This window comes from Streptosporangium sp. NPDC023963, assembly GCF_040639135.1.
Classification (GTDB): Bacteria; Actinomycetota; Actinomycetes; order Streptosporangiales; family Streptosporangiaceae; genus Streptosporangium.
The window spans coordinates 224,535-246,758 of record NZ_JBEZZK010000007.1; the positions used below are offsets into that span (position 1 = coordinate 224,535).

Sequence of the window (22,224 nt, forward strand, 5' to 3'; positions counted from 1 at the left end):
CTCACATCGTTCGTCACGACGAGAGCGATTGGCGAGATACATAATACTTCTCTACGCCACCAACGTGCTCTGGAAAATGTGGGAGATCTACCAGGGCAACCCGCAGGGGATCGCACTGTACCTGCGAGGCGAGAAAGACCCACTCCCGCTCTTCTATCTCCCGCCGCCGATGGTCATGGATACGAACCTCCCCGTGTGGGTCGACCGCTCCCTTATCGCCTTGATGCTCCTCATTCTGTTCTGGGCCATCGGCCCACACAGCTTTATAAAGGTGACCGTCTATCCTCTGATCGTCTTGGGCGTGGCGATGGCGGGTCCGGTCAGCCGCGCGTTCGTCTATGCCACGATCGACACGACAGGAGGCTGGTGGATCCGGACGGCGTGGCCGTGGCTTCATCAAGCCCCCCACAATCCATGGGTCGCGGCGGCTTTCGGCCTGCTGCTGGTCTGCGCCTGCCTGATGGCATTCCTCTTCACGTGCTACATGGTTTTCCGTACGGTCGAAAAGCTGGTCTCGGACGAGATGGACCTGCCGCGTGTGGTGGGATGCCTCGTTCTTGTGTCGGCGGGTGCGATCGGCCTGGGAGTCATCGCCGTACTGGCCGTCTGGTCCGCTCGCATCACAGGGAACGACTACACCTTCCCAGGCTGGTCGCCGTTCCTCTGGACCGCTTTCCTCACGTACGTGACCGCCACGACCCTTCTCTCCGCGAATCTGGCGTCAGGCAGCGGACAGAGCGCGGAAATTCCGGTCATGACGACGGGAGAGCAGGGCGAGACGGCCGCGGGACCGCACCGCCCGGTCACGGGTGACGACGCGATCCCGGGGCAGACCGCCCCGGCGCACCACGCGGGATCCGGGACCGGGGGTGAGTGATCATTGGGCCCGTACAGGCGTCACCGCCGTCGCTCCCGAGTTCAGCGCGCGGACACGTCTCGCATCAGCCCGTGGCAGGCGATCGCCGCGGCGGCCACGACGTTGAGCGAGTCCACGCCCGACGCCATCGCGGTCGGGCTCATCGGGATGCACACCTGCTCGTCGGCCTCTCGCAACCAGCGCGAGGACAGCCCGTCCCCCTCCGACCCGAGCAGCAACGCCACCCGATCGCGCATCTCGACGGCGTCCATGGGGGTGGCGGCCTGCTCCGGGGTCAGTGCCAGCGTCTGGAAGCCCGCCGCCCGAATCCGCTCCAGCCCGCCGTACCAGTCGTCCATACGGGCGTAGGGGATCGCGAAGACCGCGCCCATCGACACCTTGACCGACCTCCTATATAGAGGGTCGGCACAACGAGGCGAGAGAACGACCGCGTCGACTCCGAGCGCGGCGGCGCATCGGAAGATCGCGCCGACGTTCCCGTGGTCGACCAGGTCCTCCAGGATCAGGATGCGGCGAGGGGGCCGTCCGGAGCCCCCGGCGTCACCGTGGCCCACGAGGTCCTCGGAGATCCGCCGGGGCGTCACGGGGCCGGCGGGGTCTGCGGAGGCCTCCGGCGCCGCGTGCCCGGACAGGACCTCCTCGACGGACGGGAGCGGGAGGCGTTCCATGGCGGCGAGGGCGCCCCGGTGGACCTGGAAGCCGGTGACCTCCTCCATGACGGCGTCGTCCACGACGTGGACCCGGTCTCCGAGCGGGCCGAGGAGGTCGGCGAGGGGTTCGGCCCAGCGGGAGGTGAGGAGGACGGAGCGCACGGGGTAGCCCGCCGCGACGGCGCGGCGGATGACCTTCTCCCCCTCGGCGACGAAGAGGCCGTGCTCGGCCTCCATGCTCTTGCGCAGCTCGACGTCGCGCAGGTTGGCGTAGTCGGCCAGGTGGGGGTCGATGGCTTCAGGCACCCTCGAATACTGCCATGACCCGCCTGAGCTGCCATATCAGCGCGTAGACGAGCAGCATCGCGGAGCAGCCGACGACCACCCCCGCGCCCAGCCTCGTCACGAGCTCGGCCCCGCTGCCCGGGGGGAAGGCCACCGCCCAGGCGACCGCGCCCAGCGGGATCGACACGGCGGTGGCCAGGAGCACGGCAGCCCGCTCACCGGCGGGCAGGAGCAGCCGCTCGGGCACCGGCCGCGGCTCCATCCCGGCCAGCCCGCGCCAGGCCCACCAGAGGACGACCGCCAGGCCGACCACGGTGGAGGTGTACTGCAGCAGGCGGAACAGGGAGATCACTCCCGCCACCCGGACGTCCAGCCAGCTCCAGCCCCACAGGGCCGAGCTGTAGGAGTGGGTGAAGGAGTCCCAGAGCTTGTGGGTGAGAGCGCCCACGACGCCTCCGGCGATCACGGCGGGCAGCCGCCGCAGCCCGTACATGCCGGGGGTCAGCGAGGCGGCGCGCCCGGCGAGGGCGGGGGGCAGGAGCGCGGTCAGCGGGTCGCGGAGCACCAGGTGGAAGACGGCGAGCAGCACGACGACGGCGAACGGGTCGATCGTGAACACGCCCTTGAGGGAGTGCCAGATCATGTAGTCGGGCAGGAACGGGAAGAAGATCGGCAGGTCGGGCACCATGGCCCCCAGCGCGAGGGCCCAGGGGTCGAGGAACCGGCGTATTCGCTCCGAGGAGATCAACGGCAGCACGGCTGCGACGTGACTGGGCGTGAACGGCACGGATTTCCCTCCGACGATCTGATGGACAGGTCAATCTTGCGACACGGCCCGCCCCGTGGGAGCACGCCGCCGTCACCGCTCGGAGCTTCGCCGCTTTCCGCCTTCTGACACTCTGCGACGTATAGATTACCGAGCGCCGTCGAACGGGGACCCGGAGGCCGTCGTGACCGACCAGATCGTGCTGGCGCCGCCGAGCGCCGAGTGGCTGCGTGACGCCCGCAGGGCTCGCACGCTCTCCCTGGCCACCCTGGTCTGGCTGGGCGTCGAGAGCGTGCTCGGCATCGCCGCCGGTCTGGGGGCGCACTCGGTCGCCCTCATCGGCTGGGGCGTTTCGGCCCTGGTGGAGGCGGCGGCCAGCCTGATCGTGGTCTGGCGGTTCACCGGGGCGAGGACCGGGTCCGCGCACGCCGAGGCACGGGCCCGCAGGGCGGTGGCGATCAGCTTCTGGATCCTCGCCCCCTACCTGGTGCTGCACGTGGCGCACGACCTGGACGCGGGCCACCGGGCCGTGCCGAGCGTGCTCGGGATCGTGGTGACGGCGGCCAGCGTGGTCGGCATGCCGTTCCTGGGAATGGCCAAGCGGCGGCTGGGCGCGCGGCTGCACTCGGCGGCCACCGCGGGCGAGGGGACGCAGAACCTCCTGTGCGCCCTGCTCGCGGCGGGGGTGCTGGCGGGGCTCGCGCTGAACGCCGCCGGGTGGTGGTGGATCGATCCCGCCATGGCGGTTCTGCTGGCGGCGGTGGCGGCGCGCGAGGGGCTCAGGGCGTGGCGCGGGCACTCCTGCTGCCACTGATCACCCTTCCCCGGCCTCCGGCCGTCGACCGCCGCGTCCGCCGCCGATCGCCTTTCGGCGTCGCGGGCCGTCCGGTTCCGCCGGCCACCGGTCGCCGTTTCCCCGTTGCCGGTCTTCCGTCGTTTCTGCCGCCCGACCAGGCGATCTCCGCCACCGCCGGTCGCCGGCGGACCTTGCGGACGCAGGGCTCAGTGATCGACACATACGGTAACAGCGACACCGAAATGCGTTTTTTGCCCCAGTAACCATTCCAAGTACAGTTCCGTGAATATTGCGGACGACCTCCCGATAGGGTGACCCGCTAGCTCCATGACATCGACACCGAAGAGGACATCGTGGGCGGACGTCACCGGACGGATGAACTCGAGGACGGCTACACCCCGTACAAGGAACCGCAGCCCAGACGCAGGCGCGGGGGCCGCGGCAAGGTACTGGTCCCGCTGGCCGGGTCCGTCGCCCTCGCGGTGCTGCTCGGCGTCGCCGCGTTCGTGGTCATCAACCGCGACCGCGGCGCCGGTGCGTGCGGGGGCGAGGCGCTCCCGGTGCGGATCACCGCCTCCCCGGACATCCAGCCCGCCCTGTCCCAGATCGCCGGGCGCTTCAACAAGGCGGCCCACGACGTCGAGGGCAGGTGCGCCACGGTCACGGTGACCAAGGGCGCCTCGGCGACCGTGGCCTCCTCCTTCAGCGGCGGCAAGGCCACCGCGATGGACATGTGGATCCCGGACTCGAAACTGTGGGTGACGAACCTGCGGGCGAGGAACCAGGAGGTGCCCGAGGCGGGCGCGTCCATCGCCCACTCCCCCATCGTCATGGTGGCCTCCGGCTCGGTGGTGCCGAACCTGAAGAAGAGCTTCGGCGAGGCCAGCTGGGGCGGCATGATCAACGCCGCCAACGTGGCCAACGTGGACGGTCCCGGCCGCAAGGTGCGCGTCCTCGTGCTGGATCCCTCGCTCAACGCCGCCGGGCTCGGCGCGCTCCTGGCCGCCGCCGGGGTGGCCACGGCCTCGGGCGCGGGCGAGGAGCAGCTGGTCGGCGCGCTCAAGAGCCTGTCGGGGTCGACGTCGACGGTCCGCGACCAGGACGCGCTGCTGGCCAGCCTCGGCGTCAAGGGCAGCAAGGTCCCGCTGGGCATCTCCTCGGAGCAGGGGATCTGGGCGTTCAACAAGGCCAAGAAGCCCGAGGTCCCGGCCGTGCCGCTCTATCCGGCCGAGGGGACCATCAACCTCGACTACCCGGTGGTGGTCACCGCCGAGGACGCCGCCGTGCGCAAGGCCGCCGAGGCGTTCCGCAAGGAGCTGGGCAGCGAGGCGTCCAGGAAGACGCTGCAGGAGCAGGGGTTCCGCACCCCGGACGGCAAGGGCGGCAAGGCGATCTCCGGCTCCGACGGCTTCCAGGCCAAGGCCCCCCAGGCGATCGAGCCGCCCGACGGCAACACCGTCGCGAGGATGTCCCAGACCTGGTCCCGGATCAAGCTGGGCACCAGGCTCGTCACCCTGCTCGACGTCTCGGGCACCATGGCCCTCCCGGTGCCCGGTACCGGCCTGACCCGGATGCAGGCGATCAGCAGGATCGCCGTCGAGGGCATGAAGCTCTTCCCGGCCAAGAGCGAGATGGGGCTGTGGGAGTTCTCCACCCATCTGAACGGCCAGGGGGTCGACTATCGCGAGACGGTCCCGGTCGGCCCGCTCACCGAGGACATGAACGGCGTCCTGCGCAGGGACGTGATCAACCAGAGGCTGATCACGACCCGGGCCAAGTCGACCGGCGACACCGGGCTCAACGACACCCTCGCCGCCGCCTACGCGCAGATGACCAAGGAGTACCAGAGCGACAAGATCAACACGGTGCTGATCCTCACCGACGGCGCCGGCAACGACGACCCGGACGGCGGGATCAGCAACCAGCAGATCCTGAAGCGGCTCAAGGACCAGTTCGACCCGGAGAAGCCGGTCAGCGTCCTGATCATCGCCTTCGGTCCCGACGCCCCCAAGGGCAAGCGCCAGATGGACGCTCTGGCCAAGGCGACCGCCGGTGACGCGTTCATCGCCAAGAACGTCCTGGAGGTCAGGAAGTTCTTCCTGGAGGGCATGAAGCGCCGGCTCTGCGCCCCCAACTGCGACTGACCCTCCTCCCTCACCTTCACCCTGTACGGCTGGTGTCACATTGGCACCAGCCGTAGCAGTTTTCCCAGGTCATACCGTGTCGGCATGAAATCAACCCCTTTGGTCAACCGGTTGCCGGGAGGTGGCGTCCTACGCGTGTGGGCTGGAACGGGTGAGTGGTGAAACCCGTGAACGAGCCCGTCTCGCGGGGGAGGAATGTCCGTGCCCGGATGGCCGACCGTCGGCCGAACCGACGATCAACAACTCGTTGAGGCGCTGCGGCGTGCCGACACAACGGCGCCGGCGAGCCTCTACGACTCCTATGCCGAACGCCTCAACGACTACGCCCACTCGCTGCTGGGCGACCGTGAGGCCGCCGCCGGTGCCGTACACGACGCCCTGGTCGCGGCCCAGGGCGGAGTGGACCGCCTGCGCGAGCCCGGCCGCCTGCGCGCGTGGCTGTACGCGCTCGTACGGATCCGGTGCGCGGACGAGGGGCGCGGCGGCCCGCGGGGGTCGGCGCCGCCCGACGTCCACGACGACCCGGGCGAGCGGGAACTGGCGGCCCTGGTCCACGAGGTGATGGCGGAGCTGAGCGGGCAGGAGCGCGAGGTGCTCGAGCTGTCGCTCCGCCACGACCTCGGCAGCGGCGAGGTCGGCGCGGTGCTGGGGCTGACCTCCCGCCAGGTCACGGCGAGGCTCGGCCGGGCCCGCGACCACCTGGAGAACGCGGCCGCCGCCGTGGTGCTCGCCAAGGTCGGCCGGGCGCACTGCCCCGACCTGTCGGCGATGGTGGACTCGTGGGAGGGCCCCCTCACCACGCTGCTGCGCAGGCGGCTGTCGGCCCACATCGGCCGCTGCGAGGTCTGCGTCGAGCGCAGGGACCGGCACGTCTCGGCCGGGCGGCTGCTGGACCTGGTCCCCCTGGCCTACCCTCCGCTCTCCCTGCGCCGCCGGGTGATCGAGACCTGCGTGAATCCGGAGGCGCGCGAGGACCGCGCCGCCATCGTCGCCGGGAACGGCTTCGACAAGGCCGGTTTCCCCATCGCGGCCGAACGGCGCTCCGGGGGCCGCCGGTGGGGCGGCAGGAAGGGCGCGGGCGGCAGGCGGGCACGCGACGAGCAACCCTCCTCGGGCGGGGGGACCACGCCCCCCGAGGGCACCCGTTCCCGGCACGCGGCGCCCCCCGCGGACCCCGGAACGTCGCATCCGGACACGAGGGCCTGGCCGGCCGGGACGGAGGCCCGGTACGGGGAGGAGCGGGCCGGACACGCGGATACCGGGACACGCTCCCCGGAGAGCGGGCCGCGCCGCCCCGAGATCGGGACGGCGCCGAGGTACGTGCTGGCGTCGCCGGCGGACGGCGGGCCCGGGTACGCGGCCCCGTGGACGGACGCCGGGACCCCGCGCGCGTCACGACCCTCGGACGCCGACGCGCGACACGCGACACCCCCCGCGGACGTCGAGGCCTGGCCGGCACCGGCGGTGAGCGCCGAGGCGTGGCCGGCGCCGACGACGAACCCCGACGCCTGGCCGGCACCCCCCGCGGAGGGCGAGGCGTGGCGCACCGCACCGTCCGCGAACGCCGAGGTGTCACCGGCGCCGTCCCCGGACGGTGAGACCTGGCGCACACCGCCCTACGCGGACGGCGAGGCCTGGCGCACGTCGTCTCCCGACGACGAGGTGTGGCCCGCGTCATCCGCGGCCGGCGAATCATGGTCCGCGTCGTCCCCCGACGAGGCGTGGCCCGCGTCATCCGCGGCCGGCGAGCCGTGGTCCGCGTCGTCCCCCGACGAGGCGTGGCTCGGGGAGTCCCCCGAGAACGGTGAGGCCCGGCCCACCCCGCCGGCCGGCGGCACCGAGGTCTGGCGCACGTCACCGGCGGAAGCTCCAAGGATACGACGCACGCCGCCGGCGGAAGACCCCGGGGCCCGGCGTACACCGCCGGCCCCCGGCGAAAGGAAGCGGAGGACGGAGACGCCGCCCGCGCAGCGGCGGCGGCAGCGCGGGCGCAGGGGGCCGGTGCTGCTGGCGGTGGTGTGCGTGCTGGCCGCCACTGGGGCGGTGGTCGTGGTGGGCGGGCAGGACCTGGCCGGAGGGGCGTTGAGGGACCCCCAGACCGCGCCGGGGACGGAGCCCGCGCTGATCACGCTGGAGCCCGGCCCCGAGCCGGAGCCCGACCCGCTGCCGGAGGATCCGGAGGCGGAGGCCGCGCCGACGCCCACGCCGAAGCGGAGCCGCAGGACCGAGGCGCCCGTTCCCGCCGCCCCGACCGCCACCGCGGCACGACCGGCACCGAGCCGCGCGCCCACGGCGGGGCGGCCCCGCCCCACCCGCACCGCCGCCCGGCCCCCCGCGGCCGGACGGCTGAGCGTCTCGTGTCCGGGCGACATCGGGGAGGGTGCCGGGCAGATCCGGCTCTCGGCCCGCACCGCCACGGTCTCGTGGTCGGCGACCACCTCCGGCGGCCTCGACGTCCACCCCGCGCGAGGGCAGCTGAGGGCGGGCGCGAGCAGCGTGATTTGGGTCACCGCCAAGGACCCGTCGGAGAGCGGCGCCGGACGGGTCGCGTTCAGGTCCGCCGGAGGCAACGCCGGATGCGCGATTTCCTGGGAAAGCCCTGAATCAGAGGCTTCCACGCCTCAGGACGAGCCGGCTCCCGATCCGACTCCCACTCCCTCCGCCGGAGCGAGCTCCGAGGAGGCGACGGGCTGATTCCCGCATCTCGTTTTACCTAACACCGAGACTTCTCCCGTGGATCAGGTAAACCATGGACTGGTGCCGAGCGTCGGCATTGACGTCCATGTTGAGTGATTGGTCACATGAAGAGCGCGATCAGTCACGTCATTACCAACCAGGAGCTCGGAGATGTCGATCAAACGCAGGGGGCTCAAGTGGGCCCTCACTCTCGCCTGTGTCGCGGGAGCCGTGATCGCCTTAGCCGACATCGACACTCCGTTACGCTTGATCCTTACGCCCCTGTTCCTGTTGGTTGTTCCGGGCGCCGCAGTGGTAGGACTGTTGCGTGATCGTGACCCGCTTGCGGCACTATCAGTGGGTGCGGCAGCGAGCCTGGTTGTGAACGTTCTCCTGGCCGCTGCCATGCTTACCTTTGACGCATGGTCGCCCCGTGCCGGAGTCGCGACGATTGCGGTGCTCGGCGGCTTCATATACGTACTACGCGTGTTGTATCGGGGGAGCGGGAGCTTGCAGACCGAACAGGGGGCCAGGTCAAGGTGAACATCGTCATCGTTCGCCCGGAGGACCTCGGGGAGCCCGAGATCTCACGATGGCGGGAGTTGCAGGTGGCGGATCCGTCGCTGGACAACCCCTTCCTCTCCGTGGAGTTCACGCTCGCCATGGGGCGGCTGCGCGACTACGTCCGTGTCGCGGTCATCCAGGACGGCGGCAAGATCGTGGGGTTCTTCCCCTACGAGCGCCACAGCTTCGGGATCGGCAAGCCTCTCGGGGGCTTCCTGACCACCTGCCACGGGTTGATCTCGGTCCCCGGCCTCAAGCTGGACGTCCGGACCCTGCTGCGCGCCTGCAAGCTCTCCGTGTTCGACTTCGACCACCTGGTCCCCGGCCAGCCGACGTTCGCGCCGTACGAGTCGGACGTGCGACCGGCTCCGGTGATGGACCTCAGCGTGGGGTTCGAGACCTACATCGAGCAGGTGAAGGCCAACTCGCCGAAGAACCTCAAGACGGTCCGCTACAAGGAGCGCAAGCTCGGCCGCGAGCAGGGCGAGATCCGCTTCGAGTGGTACTCGGCCGACCCGGGCACGCTGCGCACGCTCACCAACTGGAAGTCCGACCAGTACCGCAGGACCGGCCGGGTCGACCGCTTCGCCCAGCCGTGGATCGTCCAGTTGCTCGACGAGATGCACGCGGCGAGGTCCGAGAGTTTCGCGGGCGTCCTGACCATGGTCTACGCCGGAGACAGGCCCGTCGCCGGCCACTTCGGCCTCCGGACGGCGACGACCCTGGTGGGCTGGTTCCCGGCCTACGACACCGAGTTCGCGCGTTACTCCCCCGGCATCATGCACCACCTGCACATGGCCGAGCACGCCGCGAACTCCGGGCTGCAGCAGGTCGACATGGGCAAGGGCGGACGCGAGTACAAGAGCTGGTTGAAAAGCGGTGACCTCTTCGTCGCGGAAGGTCGCGTATCGCGTCCCTCCCCGGCCGCCGCCGTCCACTGGATCGGCCGCACCCCGGTCAACAAGGCACGAACGATCGTTACGGATCGCCCGAATTTGTACAGGCTTGCCGACCGTGTCCTGAAGGGTTTCGGCCGTATGCGCTCCCCTGCGCAGAACCAATCAGGCACCCCGGTCGTCAAGGAACCATGGGGAGTGGGCTAGCCCGTTCCCGTTCATCACCACACCACCCGCCAGGACCCTCGCATGCATCCCTCATCGCATTCGCCGTTTCCGCCGGTCGTTACGGTCGGCGATGGCCCCGGGTCCGTCCGCCAGTCGCCCCTGACGACCGACCGCCCGGAAGGACATCCGTCACAATGAGTCCCGAGATCACCAAGCACTACAACAACAAGCCACCGCTGAGGGCGGTGCCACCCATCGAGCGGTTCACACCGATCACCCCCAACATGGCGATCTCCCCCACCGTCAGCGTCGTCGTCCCCGCCATGAACGAGGCGGAGAACCTTCCGCACGTCTTCGCGACCCTGCCGCAGTGGATCGACGAGATCGTCCTGGTCGACGGCAACTCGAAGGACGACACCGTCGCCGTGGCCAGGAGGCTGCGCCCCAACGTCCGCGTGGTGCACCAGACCGGCAAGGGCAAGGGCGACGCGCTGTCGGCCGGGTTCGCCGCGTGCAGCGGCGACATCATCGTGATGATCGACGCCGACGGGTCGACGGACGGCCGCGAGATCATCCAGTTCGTGGGCGCGCTGGTCACCGGCGCCGACTTCGTCAAGGGCTCGCGCTACGCCTCCGGCGGCGGCAGCGACGACCTGACGTTCATCCGCAAGTTCGGCAACAAGTCGCTGACCGCGCTGGTCAACCGGATGTACGGCACCAGCTACACCGACCTGTGCTACGGCTACAACGCCTTCTGGGCCCGCCACCTCGACGTCCTCAACCTCGACTGCGACGGCTTCGAGATCGAGACCCTGATGAACGTCCGCGCCGCCAAGGCCGGGCTCAAGGTTCACGAGGTCCCCAGCCACGAGCGCTGCCGCATCCACGGCGAGAGCAACCTGCACGCCGTCCGCGACGGCATCCGGGTGCTGAAGACCATCATCCGCGAGTGGCGGAGCAACCCCGCTCCCGTCGTTCACGAGCCGGCCGCCGCCACCCCGGCCGCCGATCAGGGCGCCGCGTAGCCATGAGAAGCAGTGTCGTCATCTGCGTCTACACCGAGGACCGCTGGGATGACATCCGGGCGGCCGTCGAGTCGGTCGAGAACCAGACACGCGAGCCACACGAGATCATCCTTGTTGTCGACTACAACCCGGATCTTCACCTGAGGCTCAAGAAGGAGTATCCCGGCGCGATCGTGGTGGAGAACGCTCAGGAGAAGGGGCTGTCCGGTGGCAAGAACACCGGCGCGGCGACCGCCTCCGGCGACATCGTGGCGTATCTGGACGACGACGCCGTCGCGGAGCCTGGCTGGCTGGAAGCACTGGAGGAGGGCTTCCAGGACCCGACCATCGTGGGGGTGGGCGGGCTGACCAGGCCGCTGTGGGGCATCGGGCACCGGCCCGGCTGGTATCCCCACGAGTTCGACTGGACCGTGGGGTGCAGCTATCTCGGCATGCCCACGGAACGGGCCAGGATCCGCAACGTCATGGGCGGCAACGCGGCCTTCCGCAGGGAGGTCATCGGCGGTGTCGGCGGGTTCCACACCGGCATCGGGCGCAGCGTGCAGGGGCGCAAACCCCGCCCGCTGGGCTGTGAGGAGACCGAGTTCTGCATCCGGCTCTCGCAGCGGATGCCGGGGTCGGGAATGCTGTTCGAACCGGCCGCGGTGATCGGCCACAAGGTGCCGCCCGTACGCTCGACGTTCGCCTACTTCCGCTCGCGCTGTTTCGCCGAGGGCCTGTCCAAGGCACTGGTCGCCCAGAGCGTGGGAGCGGGCGACGGGCTGTCGAGCGAGCGGGCCCACGCGCTGAAGGCGCTGCCGCTGGGCGCGCTGCGCGGGGTCGGCGAGGCACTGCGGGGCGACGTGTCCGGCCTCGGCAGGGCCGGGGCGATCGTCGTCGGCCTCGCCTGGACGACCTGGGGTTACATCGTCGGCTCCCTTCGACTGAAACTGAAGCGGGTGCGTCCGTCATGATCCGCGTACCGATCCTCATGTACCACTCGGTCTCCGACCGGCCCAACGCCGAGACGAAGCCGCTGGCGGTACGCCCCTCGGCCTTCGCCGAGCAGCTGGCCTACCTGAAGGAGAACGGCTTCACGCCGCTGACGGTGGCCGACCTGGTCGCCTCGCTGCACAACAACAACGGCCGCTCCATCCCGGAGCGGCCGGTCGTGGTGACCTTCGACGACGGGTACGCCGACTTCCACAGCGAGGCGCTGCCCCTGCTCGAACGCTACGACTTCCCCGCGACGGTCTTCCTGACCAGCGGGTGGGTCCGCGACGCGGGCAAGGACGCGGCGGGCAGGCCCCTCGACACGATGCTGTCGTGGAGCCAGGCCCGCGAGGCCGCCTCGTGCGGCATGGAGATCGGCGGGCACAGCCACAGCCATCCCCAGCTCGACCAGCTGCCCGACGACGAGCTCCGCCAGGAGCTGCGGCGCAACAAGGCCCTGCTGGAGGACAAGATCGGTTCCCTGGTCTCGACGATGGCCTATCCGTACGGCTACTCCAGCGTGCGTGTGCGGCGCGAGGTCAGGAAGGCCGGATACTGGGCCGCCTGCGCGGTGAACAACGCCATCGCCGCCGACCGGCACGACGTGCTCGCGCTGCCGCGCCTGACCGTCGCCGAGGGCACGTCGATGAGGATGTTCAGCCGGGCGGTCGAGGGAAACCAGGTCCCGCTGATCTATATGAGGGAACGCATGCTGACGAAGGGTTACGCCGTCGTCAGGCGCACGAGATACGGTCTGCGCAAGGTGCGCGGCCAGGCCTGAACGGCCGGGTACGCTCCGGAGGACGCGCGATCCGCGGGGCGGGTCGCGCACCGGTGGCCGACCCGGTGTGACCGGCGGTCCTCGCTCCGTCCGGCGCCCCTTCCCCCGGGAGCGGAGGCGTCGGGAGAGGGGCCTCCCGGCCGGAAAACGGCCGCTGTACCGCTTCTCAACGGTCTACGCGAAGCGCCCGGACATGACGGATCTCCGCGGTGACTCGTCACACCCTGGTCCGCGTAGCCGCCATGATGTTAGACGTGAGGCAACGGGCAGGTAATGACGTGACGACGACGGGGGCGGCGGAGACCGCCGAGGTCGGGGAGATCGATCCCACCCACCCCGCGCCTTCGGACGGAACCCGGGCCGGGTCCGACGGCGAGTCCACCGGCACGGCGCCCTTCGAAGCGCCTGACGACGAGGCTCCCGGCGCGCTCCCGGACGACGAGATCGCCGAGGGCGAGGCTCCGGGCGGCGAGACGTCCGACGGCGGGCCGCCCGGCGGGAGTCCGTACGGCGGGCGTCCCGGCGACGAGACGTCCGACGGCGGGGAGGCTTCGGGGGGCGACCCGCGCGACGACGCGGCCGGTGACGGCACGCCGCCGGACACGGACACCGCGGATACCGCGGACACCTCAGACGAGGCGGACACCGCGGCCGAGGCGGACGCCTCGGACTCGGACGCCTCAGAGGACACGGACGACGCGGACGACGCGGACGACGCGGACGACGCGCCGGATGACAGTGTCTACGGCGACGACCCGGAGGTCACCGCCGTCATCAGGCTCCCCCTCCGCCCGCTCGCCCCGCCCCCGGCCGGCGTTTCCGAGGACGATGCGGCCGAGACGGCCGAGGCCCCGCCCGCGCCCACCGAGGACGAGGACGAGGACGAGGACGAGGGCAGGTTCGAGACCACGGCGGAGATGCGCCTGCCAGGGCGGGCCGCGCCACTCCTCAAGCCCGCCCCCACCCCTCGGAGGTCCTCCGAACCCTCCGAACCCTCGGCGCCCCCGCCGGTCGCGGAATCCTCCGGGTTCTCACAGCCCTCGCAGCCCGCTGACCCCCGGGAGTCCGCCGGGGCGCCCAGGCGGCCCCTGGAAGTCTCCGAGCCCCTCGCCGAGGTCACAGAAACCCCGGCGGCCCACCAGGCCCCACAGGGCACGCAGAGGAGCTCGGGAACGGGTTCCGGGACGGGAAAGGGAGCCGGGAGGGGATCGGGGAAGGCGGCACCGGCGACCAGCGCCATGCCTCCGTCCGCGGCCGCCCCCGGGGCTCCGGCCGCGACGCCCGCCGCCAGGCCCTCGCGCCTGCAGGCCTTGATGCAGTCGGCCATGGTGTGGCTGCCGCCGCTCCTCACCATCGAGGGTCTGATCATGTACGTGCTGGCCCTGCGCGTCGCGCCGGGCCCGCTGCGGGGCGTCGACCTGAACGACATCGACGGTGTCGGCCTGATCTCGGCCATGCCGCCGACCGCGTTCGCCGCGATCCTGCTGATGCTCGTCGCGTTCTTCGTCACGATCGCACAGAACACCGACCGCAAGTTCCTGCTGCTCTTCCAGATCGCGGCGATAACCTTCGCCCTGCACGGGGCGGCCGCCCTGATCGAGGACGAGGCCAGGTTCCACACGGCCTACGTCCACGCGGGCTTCGTGGAGTACATCAACCGCACCGGCGAGTCCTCCGCCCTTCTCGACGCCCGCCTGGCGTGGCCGGGGTTCTTCGCGCTGGTGGGGTTCATCACGAAGGCCGCCGGGGTCACCGACCTGACGACGATCATGCGGTGGACGCCGCTGCTGTCGAACCTGCTCTACCTCCTGCCGTTCGTGCTGATCCTGCGCCAGGTCGTCGCCACCACCCGGGCCCGCTGGTTCGCCGCGCTGCTGTTCGTCATCGTGCAGTGGATCGGCCAGGACTACTTCTCCTCCCAGGGCTTCACGTACGCGATCTACCTGGCCTTCGTGGCGATCGTGCTGCGCTGGTTCGGCAAGGTGGAGCCCCGCGAGAAACCGATGCCGGCCAAGGGCTTCGTCCGGCGGCTGCTGGCCCGCCTGGACGGGCTGACGCCGGGCGAGCTGCCGCACTCCACCGGCGTCTACGACCGGACCATCATGCTGATCGTGCTGATCGGCCTGTTCGCGACCGCGACGGCCTCGCACCAGATCACGCCGTTCATGATGCTCGGCGCGCTGACCGGCCTGATCCTGCTGCGGCGCTCCTCGCTCAGCTGGGGGCTGCCCTTCTTCCTGGGCCTGATGGTGCTGGCGTGGATCAGCTACCAGACGGTCGCCTTCTGGAGCGGGCACATCGACCAGCTCTTCGGCGGTCTGGGCCGGATCCTGGAGAACCTGCAGAGCAACACCGGCGACCGGATCGACGGCAGCGACCCCAAGCACGCGCTCGTCCTGATGGCCCGCCTGGGCATCTGCGGCGTCATCCTGACGCTGGCCGCCGCCGGCCTGTTCCGCCGCCTGCGGCGCGGCGTCGGCGACCGCGCGGCCCTGCTGCTGCTGTGCATCCCGGTGCTCGCCCTCGGCCTGCAGAACTACGGCGGCGAGATCGGCCTGCGCATCTACCTGTTCGCGCTGCCGGGCGCCTGCATCCTGGCCGCGTACGCCTTCTTCCCGAACCTCCCGGCGGGCACCGAGGACGCGCCGGAGGAGACGGTGCCGATCCGCAGGCGCAACATCCGGTTCAACCCGGAGCTGACGCGGCGGATCTCGCTGCTGCTCGCCGCCGGGTGCGCCATGGTGCTGGCGATGGTCTTCCTCGTCGCCCGGTACGGCAACGAGCAGTTCGAGCGGGTCTCCGCCAGCGAGGTCGCGGCGATGCACTACGTCTACGACCACGACAAGCCGAGCGCCCGTGTCCTCTACCTGGTCCCGGTGGTCGGCGAGGAGGTCACCCCGAGCATCCCGTGGGGCGAACGCGACTTCGACAAGATCTCCTACCAGCAGGTGCTGGTGGACAAGAACCCGGCCCTGCTCTCCACGGTGATCGACAAGCTCCGGGTGTCGCCGCCCAACACCTACCTGGTGGCCACCCGGGGGCAGGCCGGATACCTGCAGCTCAACCACGGCTTCCCGACGGACTGGGCGCCGAGGTTCCGCGCCGCGCTCGACGCCCACAAGGAGCTCAAGCGGGTCTTCAACGGCGAGGACGCCGCCGTCTACACGCTCAAGACCTACCCCGAGGGGGCCGAGATCCCCGAGCCGGGGGCGCCGACCGGCGGCAGCGACCCGACCTCTCCGTGGACGCCGATCGGCCTGGGCGCGCTGGGCGTGACGTGGATCGCGCTGTTCGGCTACGAGGTGGTCCGCCTGCGGGGCCGCGATCAGGCGTCCAGGACGAGGAGGCGCATCCTGTTCGTCGCGGTGCCCGCGTTCGTGCTGGCCGTAGGGGTGATCGTGGAGAGGTTCATCGTCATCGGGTCCTGACCTCCGTAAAGGACAAAGTCTCCCGGCGGACGACCGGCGCGCGCGCCATACTGAGCACCGTTCGCCGGGGGGCGTACGGCTCGAAAGCTGCTCGAAGGACGGTCAGATGCTCGCAGGAGAACCCCGTGGCCGGGCGGGGGCCTCCACCGAGGTCACAGGGCGGCGGATCGCGGCGGTCGACGCGCTACGCGGTTTCGCGCTGTTCGGCATCGTGGTGGTCAACATCACCTATCTCGCCTCGGGATACCGGATGGCGGGGCTGGCGGCGCCGTCGTTCTCCGCGCCGCTCGACTGGGAGGTGCGCTGGGTCGTCTCGGTGCTCTTCGAGAACAAGTTCTATCTGCTGTTCGCCTTCCTGTTCGGCTACAGCTTCACCCTCCAGATCGACTCGGCCCACAGGTCGGGGGCGGCTTTCGTCCCCCGGTTCCTGCGCCGCCTGGGCGGGCTGTTCCTGCTCGGCCTGGCCCACGGGATCCTGCTGTTCCCCGGCGACATCCTGGCGACGTACGCGATCGTGGGGCTGGTCCTGCTGGCGGTGCGGCGGATCACCCCGCGCACCGCGATGATCGCCGCGCTCGCGCTGACGGTGGCGCTGGCCGTGGGGGTGCTGCTGCTGGCCGTGCTGGCGGCGCTGGGCACCGACGCCTCCGAGGCCGTGTCGGAGAGCGCGGCGCAGGCCGCCGTGTCGGACCGGGCCCTGCACGGCTCCGCGTCAATGATCATCAACGAGCATCTGCACAAGCTCGCCAAGATCTTCGTGTTGCGGGTCTTCTTCCAGGGACCCACGGTGCTCGCCGCGTGCCTGGTCGGGCTGGCCCTGGGCAAGCTGCGGCTGCTGACCGACCTGTCGGGGCACACGGCCACGCTGCGGCGGCTGCAGTGGGCGGGGTTCACCGCGGGGCTCGCCGGGGCGCTGGTCTACGCGCACTCGACCTGGTCGGGGGGCGGCCACGCGTACCACATGGTCGGCCAGACGGTGAACCTGGTCACCGCGCCACTGCTGGCCGCGGCCTACGCCGCGACCCTGCTGCGCCTGCTGCCCGCGGCGCCGCGGCTGGCCGGGGCGCTCGCGGCGCCCGGCAGGCTGGCGCTGACGAACTATCTGGGGCAGTCGCTGATCAGCTCGCTGATCTTCACCGGCTACGGGCTGAGCCTGGTCGACCAGGTCAGCCCGTTCCGTGTGGTGTCGATCGGCGTCGGCATCTTCGCGGCGCAGGCCGTCTGGAGCCGGTGGTGGCTGCGCCGCCACCGCTACGGGCCGGTGGAGTGGCTGCTGCGCTGGTTCACCAACCGGCGCAGGCCCGCCCGTTCCCCGGGCGGCGACACCTAGGCGGCTGGTGGTTCTCCCCTTTCCACCTGCGCACCGACCGCCTCGACTTCGTCTGGGTGCACGACATCTCCCAGGACTTCTGGGGCGACGAATGGCTGGAGGCGTTCGACCGGGCCCGCGCCCTGCAACGTCTTATGCCCACCGCCGCCGATCAGGGCGTGGACATCACGGTGCACGGAGGCACGGACGCCGAGCACGCGCGGGTGGAATGGTCAGGCACCTTCACACCGAGGGGCGCCACCGACGAAGAGACCATCGAGCTGTTCCACGGCATCTACGCCGACGGCCTTGCCGCGCTCAAGCGGACCCTCGGCATCTGACCGCTGGCCGCGCGGGCTTCAGCCGCGAAACGGGGCTTGAGCAGCAACCGAACGGCCCGTCACGTCAAGGAGCCCGGCAGGCGCCTCTTATCAGCACGTACCGGCCGATCGCTTCCTTAATCTTCGGGTCGGAGCCGCACGCGGACTCGTCTTCGCCGAAGTGCTCACTCCCCGGTACCCCACTGTGGTCGTCACCGACGGCCGTGGCAGCATCGGCACGGGACGTTCTCGTCACGGTGCGGGTGGAACAACCGGATCTCACGGACACGGTCTGCCTGCAGAAAGTTCACCCAGATGACGACGGGCGGGCAATCAAAACGATCATCAGGCGGGTTGATGAGGCTGTTCTCCCAGATGACCACGTCACGGCCGATCACAACGTTGGCGGAATTCTGCTGCACGCCGGCGTCGAGGTCGCGGTCCATCGTCCTCAGCAACCAGTCGATACCCTGGATGCGTTTGCGCTTCATCGTGGTGACCTCCACCGCAGGCGAGCAGAGATCCGTCAGCGCCTCCGCGAACGAGCCACACCGGGCGGCCCGCAAAGTGTCCTCTGCCTCCCTGCGGCGCCTCCTCTCCTGGATGGCCACGTCGTCGTGAGTCAGGCTGGCCGTCGTCAGCAACGCCTCCGACAGCTTGGCCCGCGCCTGGCTGAGCCGGCTCCGCACCGTGCCGACCGGGACATCACACAACTGCGCGATGTGCTCGTAGGCGGTGGCCGCGGTGAAGTAGCGCAACATCGTCACCAGACGCAGGCGGGGTGACAGCTCGTCAAGAGCGTGCCAGACCCAGTCCCTCAGGGCGTGACCATCCAGCATTTCCTCCAGATCGGGCTCACCGCGGGGAAAGACCAGCGCCTCGACGTCCTCGACCGGTATCGGCGTCGTGGCGCGAAGCTGCATCCGGCAGGAATTGCGTACGATCGCCCTCAGCCACGGCGCCAGGGCGGCGGGATCGCGGAGATCCCCGATACGGCGCAACGCGATCAGGACGGCTTCCTGAAGGGCGTCCTCGGCATCGGGGCCGCATCCGAGAATGCTCAACGCCACCGCCCGCATGTCCGCCTGGTGCCTGGCCAGCAACAAACCGAGCGAGCCGACGTTGCCGGATTGAGCTTCATGGACGAGGTCAACGTCTGTGACCATGGCGTTTCCCATGTCGTTCAGGCTACTGACACGGCATGACTGCGGCGGACGTCCACCGATCTTGCTTCGCAGGAGGGCAGACAGAACTCCCGGCCATCGCACTGGGTCAAAGGCGATCTATTTTCGACCCTGCGCAGAGCAGGCGATGAGATTCCTCCCGGAGTATGGAGAAGTACGCACCCGCGCGACCGAACCGTCCCGCCACCTCGGTGATGACGTCCGGCTTCCGGCAGCGCGAAGCGCGGGGACCGAATGGCACCAGATTCTGGACGTTCCTCCCTGCCATCGGCGAGGAAGCCCTGAAGAAGATCGGTCGGGAGATCCACCGCCGGCGGATTCACCGGTGGATCGGTCTCACCATTACATAGGTCGCCCGCGCGATCGATCCGATCGTTGTCGGCTGGATGAACTAATGCGGTCGGTTATGCCGATCGGAGATTCGTTCACTCCTGATACGCATCAATTCCTACCTGGTGCGCTGGATCCGCAACAAGTACAAACGGTTCAAGGCCATCAAGAAGGCCGCGCGGGCCATACAAGAGGAAGTAAGACGCCATTCCAGCATCGGAATGCACAGCCCCGTCATGTTCGAGAGCCTCTACCTGCCCTCAGAAACCACCGGGTGACCTAACCTTTGGTGCCCGTGCTACGGGGGAACCTCATCCGTGCCCAGACGGCGGCGCTCGTACTCGGGGTGTACACGCGCACCGTCTGGCCGACGCCATCCGGGGGCAGGACGATCTGCCGCTCAACCGGAACGGTGTAGCGGTCGACGAGCTCCCAGAAGATCATGTGGTCCCCTCCGGGTGTAGATCTTGTGCCGGTACATGCTCGCCCAGATGCCACCCTCCCGGAGGGTGATCTCCGTCGTGTCCACGCGGCCGATAGTCGCGACGCAGGCCATGGCGCGAGCGTCGGACCGGCGGGAGTTGACGGCGATGGCGATGCGGGCGCGCAGCCGCTACCCCGCGGTACGCGTCGTCATCGTGCTCCTCATCTGCTCCTGTGGGGGCCCGCGCTGTGATCGGATCGTGCGTGCCGTGCTCCGTGGTGTGAGAGGCGGGCCCCAAGCTCGTCCGTCACCCCGCCCAGCCTCCGCTGAGGAACAGGGCGGAATGGAGCAGCATGAGCGGCCCGAGAAGCAGCGCGTACAGCGCCATCACCCACGGTCTCCTGGTCGCGACCTTGGCGACCAGCACCCACAGCGGGAAGTAGAGCAGCAGCGAGCGCGGAATCGACAGGTAGTACGCCGAGGTCAGCAGGGCGGCGCCCTGTGCTCCCACGTAGACGGCCTCGCTCCACCTGCGCAGGAGGAGCAGGCAGACCAGCACGCAGACGGCCACCACCGCGCCGACGATCTCCATCCGGAACCCCACCGCGAAGTCGCCGGAGCCCATGGCCTCGCGCCAGGACGTCTCCCACGCCTCCCACGGCCAGGCGAACGTGCGGCCCCAACCGGCCTCCTGCGCGTGCTTCCAGGCCAGCCAGTCGCCCGACCTGCTGTAGTGGTAGGCGGAGTAGGCCACCGGCGGGACCAGCGGCAGCAACAGCCAGCCCGCGCGCCGGGGCGACCGCCTCCGGAGGCAGAACTCCACGATCAGCGCGAGCGCCAGGAACAGCCCCGTGATGCGCACGCAGGAGGCTCCCGCGGCCAGTAGGGCGGCCTGTGGCCAGCGGTCCTGCCTGGCGGCCAGCCAGGCGGGGATCGCCAAGGCGAGGAAGAGCGACTCGCTGTAGCCCGCCGCCAGGAACACCGCCGTCGGGAAGAGCAGCAGCGCCAGCACCGCCATCCACCCCGAGGCGCCCTCCATCTCGGCCAGCCGGGCCAGCGCCACCATCGCCACCGCCCCGGCGACCAGCGAGATCAGCAGCCCTGCCGCCGTCCAGTCAGGTACCACGAGGTGGACCAGCCGCAGCAGGAGCGACAACCCGGGAAAGAAGGCGGGCAGCCCGGGGTCGGGAGGCTTGCCGGGATCGCCCTCGTAGCCGTACTCGGCGATCGTGGTGAACAGCACGACGTCCCACTGGCGCCACTTGTCCACATACTCGCCGAGCACCACTCCGAGCAGCGTGGCGACCAGGATGCCCGCCCGCGAGCCGAACCAGAGGAGCAGCGCGTCCCGGTGGACGGAGCTGGTGATCATCGAGATGCGGGAGCCGGCGGGAACCGGGTCAGGAGTGTCCTCGCCGACGTCCGCCCCGCTGTCAGCGGGTGCTGCAGCGGGCGGGAGGACCGAGACTCCGTTCGACTCGGCCCTCATACCTTCCCGTCCCGGGCGGGAGCCTCGGTTGCGGTGCGGCGCTGTACGACGCTGTCGCCACTGTCCTGGTCGACAGGCTTGCGGTGGTGGACGACCTGCAGACCGGCCTCGCGCGTGAGCCGTTCGACGCGCTTATGGTTGACCTTCTCGCCCAGCTGGAGCCGTAAGTGGGCATAGATGCGCGGTGAACCGTAGCTGCCGCGCGAGTCGGCGTGGATCCGACGGATCATCTGCGTGAGTTGTCTGTTGCGGAGTTCACGTGGCGACTCGGGCCGCTTGAGCCAGTCGTAATATCCCGATGTCGATACCCGGAGTACGCGGCAGGCTCGCGCGACCGGAATATCGTCGTCGGCGAGCTCGTGGACCAGTGCATAGATCGCTCCTGCGGAGCCCTTTCCCAGGACCAGGCGCGCCGCCCGCTGGAGAATGTCGTTCTCTTTCTGCAGCTGCTTGTTGCGACGGTCGAGCTCGGCGATTCTCTTCTTGGTCTCGCTGGCCAGCCGACTGCCGTTTCTGGATTTTGTGTCGGCCTCATCCTGTTTTAGCCAGTTCTGCAGGCACGAGCGGCTGATGCCCAGGTCTTTGGCGAGCCGAAGGAGTGGTTTGTCGCCTTGGCGCGCGAGCTCGATGGCGCGGCGACGGAACTCGGGAGGATGCGGAGAGGGCATGGAGGACGTCCTTTCCTGATGATTGGAAGTGGCTTCGGGTCACGTGTCCGGAGAGCACGGAGAAACGGCCGCTGAACTCACGGATCCGTGGGAAGACGAAACCCGGGATCGGCTGATCAAGCCGGAGAAACGGCCGCGCGCGGCCGCGCGATCACGTCGGCCGGTCGGTGGCGTCGGGCCGCCAGGTCCAGGTTGATTCCGAGCCGGGTCCGCACTGACGGCGGCGCGCTCGACTCGTACCGGTACATGAACTCCGCCTCGGCGCCTTCGACCAGAGCGGTCTGTTCCACTTGCCGCATGATCTTCCCTGCTGGGTGTCCTCGGGACGTCCCCGGGTCGCCGGTGCGCTCGCCGTGGGACATGACGCAGTCAAGATGTATCGATCAGCCCGAAAGTTCGATTTCCGGCTCCCCAATTCGCAGGGCCCTCGTCGGGGCCGTGGATGGAACAGCCCGACCCTGTGGACGCGACC

At 69.9% G+C, this 22,224-nt stretch carries 18 protein-coding genes; 11 read left to right on the forward strand and 7 right to left on the reverse strand.

From position 1 onward, the window contains the following. Positions 1-64 precede the first annotated feature (64 nt). On the forward strand, positions 65-877 hold the full coding sequence (locus tag AB0F88_RS22875) for a hypothetical protein (protein ID WP_362687346.1): 813 nt from the start codon (positions 65-67) through the stop codon (positions 875-877). Between the two features lie 41 nt (positions 878-918). Here AB0F88_RS22875 and AB0F88_RS22880 read toward each other — a convergent pair whose 3' ends face one another. Both AB0F88_RS22880 and AB0F88_RS22885 read right to left on the reverse strand, forming a co-directional pair. Continuing rightward, a complete protein-coding gene (locus AB0F88_RS22880; protein WP_362687349.1) occupies positions 919-1,833 on the reverse strand; it encodes an RNA methyltransferase in 915 nt (304 codons plus the stop codon). After that, the gene (locus AB0F88_RS22885) at positions 1,826-2,599 is read right to left on the reverse strand and encodes a DUF4184 family protein (RefSeq protein ID WP_362687352.1); all 774 of its coding nucleotides are present in this window, start codon (positions 2,597-2,599) and stop codon (positions 1,826-1,828) included. Before AB0F88_RS22885 ends, AB0F88_RS22880 begins: the two co-directional genes overlap by 8 nt. A 163-nt stretch (positions 2,600-2,762) precedes the next feature. Between AB0F88_RS22885 and AB0F88_RS22890 the strand changes: the two genes are divergently transcribed. The 10 genes from AB0F88_RS22890 (at position 2,763) to AB0F88_RS22935 (ending at position 17,678) form a co-directional block, all read left to right on the forward strand. Further along, positions 2,763-3,392 (forward strand): hypothetical protein, encoded by a 630-nt coding sequence (locus AB0F88_RS22890; protein WP_362687354.1) that lies wholly within the window; start codon positions 2,763-2,765, stop codon positions 3,390-3,392. 335 nt (positions 3,393-3,727) lie between these two features. Further along, the gene (locus AB0F88_RS22895) at positions 3,728-5,518 is read left to right on the forward strand and encodes a substrate-binding and VWA domain-containing protein (protein WP_362687356.1); all 1,791 of its coding nucleotides are present in this window, start codon (positions 3,728-3,730) and stop codon (positions 5,516-5,518) included. A gap of 201 nt (positions 5,519-5,719) precedes the next feature. After that, positions 5,720-8,212, forward strand: coding sequence for a sigma factor (locus AB0F88_RS22900; protein WP_362687358.1), 2,493 nt, complete (start codon positions 5,720-5,722; stop codon positions 8,210-8,212). A gap of 521 nt (positions 8,213-8,733) precedes the next feature. After that, positions 8,734-9,861, forward strand: a complete 1,128-nt coding sequence (locus AB0F88_RS22905; protein WP_362687360.1) for a GNAT family N-acetyltransferase — start codon at positions 8,734-8,736, stop codon at positions 9,859-9,861. A 155-nt stretch (positions 9,862-10,016) separates the two neighbouring features. Then, entirely contained in the window at positions 10,017-10,847 is an 831-nt protein-coding gene (locus AB0F88_RS22910; protein ID WP_362687362.1) for a glycosyltransferase family 2 protein, read from the forward strand. 2 nt (positions 10,848-10,849) lie between these two features. Continuing rightward, positions 10,850-11,800, forward strand: a complete 951-nt coding sequence (locus AB0F88_RS22915; protein ID WP_362687364.1) for a glycosyltransferase family 2 protein — start codon at positions 10,850-10,852, stop codon at positions 11,798-11,800. Continuing rightward, a complete protein-coding gene (locus tag AB0F88_RS22920; RefSeq protein WP_362687365.1) occupies positions 11,797-12,600 on the forward strand; it encodes a polysaccharide deacetylase family protein in 804 nt (267 codons plus the stop codon). The genes AB0F88_RS22915 and AB0F88_RS22920 overlap by 4 nt, the downstream gene beginning before the upstream one ends. Before the next feature lie 278 nt (positions 12,601-12,878). After that, on the forward strand, positions 12,879-16,028 hold the full coding sequence (locus tag AB0F88_RS22925; RefSeq protein ID WP_362687367.1) for a hypothetical protein: 3,150 nt from the start codon (positions 12,879-12,881) through the stop codon (positions 16,026-16,028). Positions 16,029-16,134: 106 nt separating this feature from the next. Beyond that, positions 16,135-17,358 (forward strand): DUF418 domain-containing protein, encoded by a 1,224-nt coding sequence (locus tag AB0F88_RS22930; protein WP_362687369.1) that lies wholly within the window; start codon positions 16,135-16,137, stop codon positions 17,356-17,358. A gap of 56 nt (positions 17,359-17,414) precedes the next feature. Continuing rightward, positions 17,415-17,678, forward strand: coding sequence for a hypothetical protein (locus AB0F88_RS22935; RefSeq protein WP_362687371.1), 264 nt, complete (start codon positions 17,415-17,417; stop codon positions 17,676-17,678). A gap of 191 nt (positions 17,679-17,869) precedes the next feature. Here the strand turns inward: AB0F88_RS22935 and AB0F88_RS22940 are convergent, their stop codons facing one another. The 5 genes from AB0F88_RS22940 to AB0F88_RS22960 form a co-directional block, all read right to left on the reverse strand. Then, the gene (locus tag AB0F88_RS22940; RefSeq protein WP_362687373.1) at positions 17,870-18,835 is read right to left on the reverse strand and encodes a sigma-70 family RNA polymerase sigma factor; all 966 of its coding nucleotides are present in this window, start codon (positions 18,833-18,835) and stop codon (positions 17,870-17,872) included. 615 nt (positions 18,836-19,450) lie between these two features. Continuing rightward, entirely contained in the window at positions 19,451-19,615 is a 165-nt protein-coding gene (locus AB0F88_RS22945) for a hypothetical protein (RefSeq protein WP_362687375.1), read from the reverse strand. 287 nt (positions 19,616-19,902) lie between these two features. Continuing rightward, positions 19,903-20,967: a mannosyltransferase family protein gene (locus tag AB0F88_RS22950; protein WP_362687378.1), complete on the reverse strand. Its 1,065-nt coding sequence runs from the start codon at positions 20,965-20,967 to the stop codon at positions 19,903-19,905. 113 nt (positions 20,968-21,080) lie between these two features. Then, positions 21,081-21,752: an IS3 family transposase gene (locus tag AB0F88_RS22955; protein WP_362687381.1), complete on the reverse strand. Its 672-nt coding sequence runs from the start codon at positions 21,750-21,752 to the stop codon at positions 21,081-21,083. Between the two features lie 116 nt (positions 21,753-21,868). Further along, positions 21,869-22,042 (reverse strand): hypothetical protein, encoded by a 174-nt coding sequence (locus AB0F88_RS22960; protein ID WP_362687384.1) that lies wholly within the window; start codon positions 22,040-22,042, stop codon positions 21,869-21,871. Positions 22,043-22,224: the final 182 nt, after the last annotated feature.

Bases quoted from the DNA above. Each gene is read 5' to 3' on its own strand.
- AB0F88_RS22910 (WP_362687362.1), top strand. From the start codon at position 10,017: ATGAGTCCCGAGATCACCAAGCACTACAACAACAAGCCACCGCTGAGG.
- AB0F88_RS22915 (WP_362687364.1), top strand. From the start codon at position 10,850: ATGAGAAGCAGTGTCGTCATCTGCGTCTACACCGAGGACCGCTGGGAT.
- AB0F88_RS22920 (WP_362687365.1), top strand. From the start codon at position 11,797: ATGATCCGCGTACCGATCCTCATGTACCACTCGGTCTCCGACCGGCCC.
- AB0F88_RS22930 (WP_362687369.1), top strand. From the start codon at position 16,135: ATGCTCGCAGGAGAACCCCGTGGCCGGGCGGGGGCCTCCACCGAGGTC.
- AB0F88_RS22940 (WP_362687373.1), bottom strand. From the start codon at position 18,835: ATGGGAAACGCCATGGTCACAGACGTTGACCTCGTCCATGAAGCTCAA.
- AB0F88_RS22945 (WP_362687375.1), bottom strand. From the start codon at position 19,615: ATGATCTTCTGGGAGCTCGTCGACCGCTACACCGTTCCGGTTGAGCGG.
- AB0F88_RS22950 (WP_362687378.1), bottom strand. From the start codon at position 20,967: ATGATCACCAGCTCCGTCCACCGGGACGCGCTGCTCCTCTGGTTCGGC.
- AB0F88_RS22955 (WP_362687381.1), bottom strand. From the start codon at position 21,752: ATGCCCTCTCCGCATCCTCCCGAGTTCCGTCGCCGCGCCATCGAGCTC.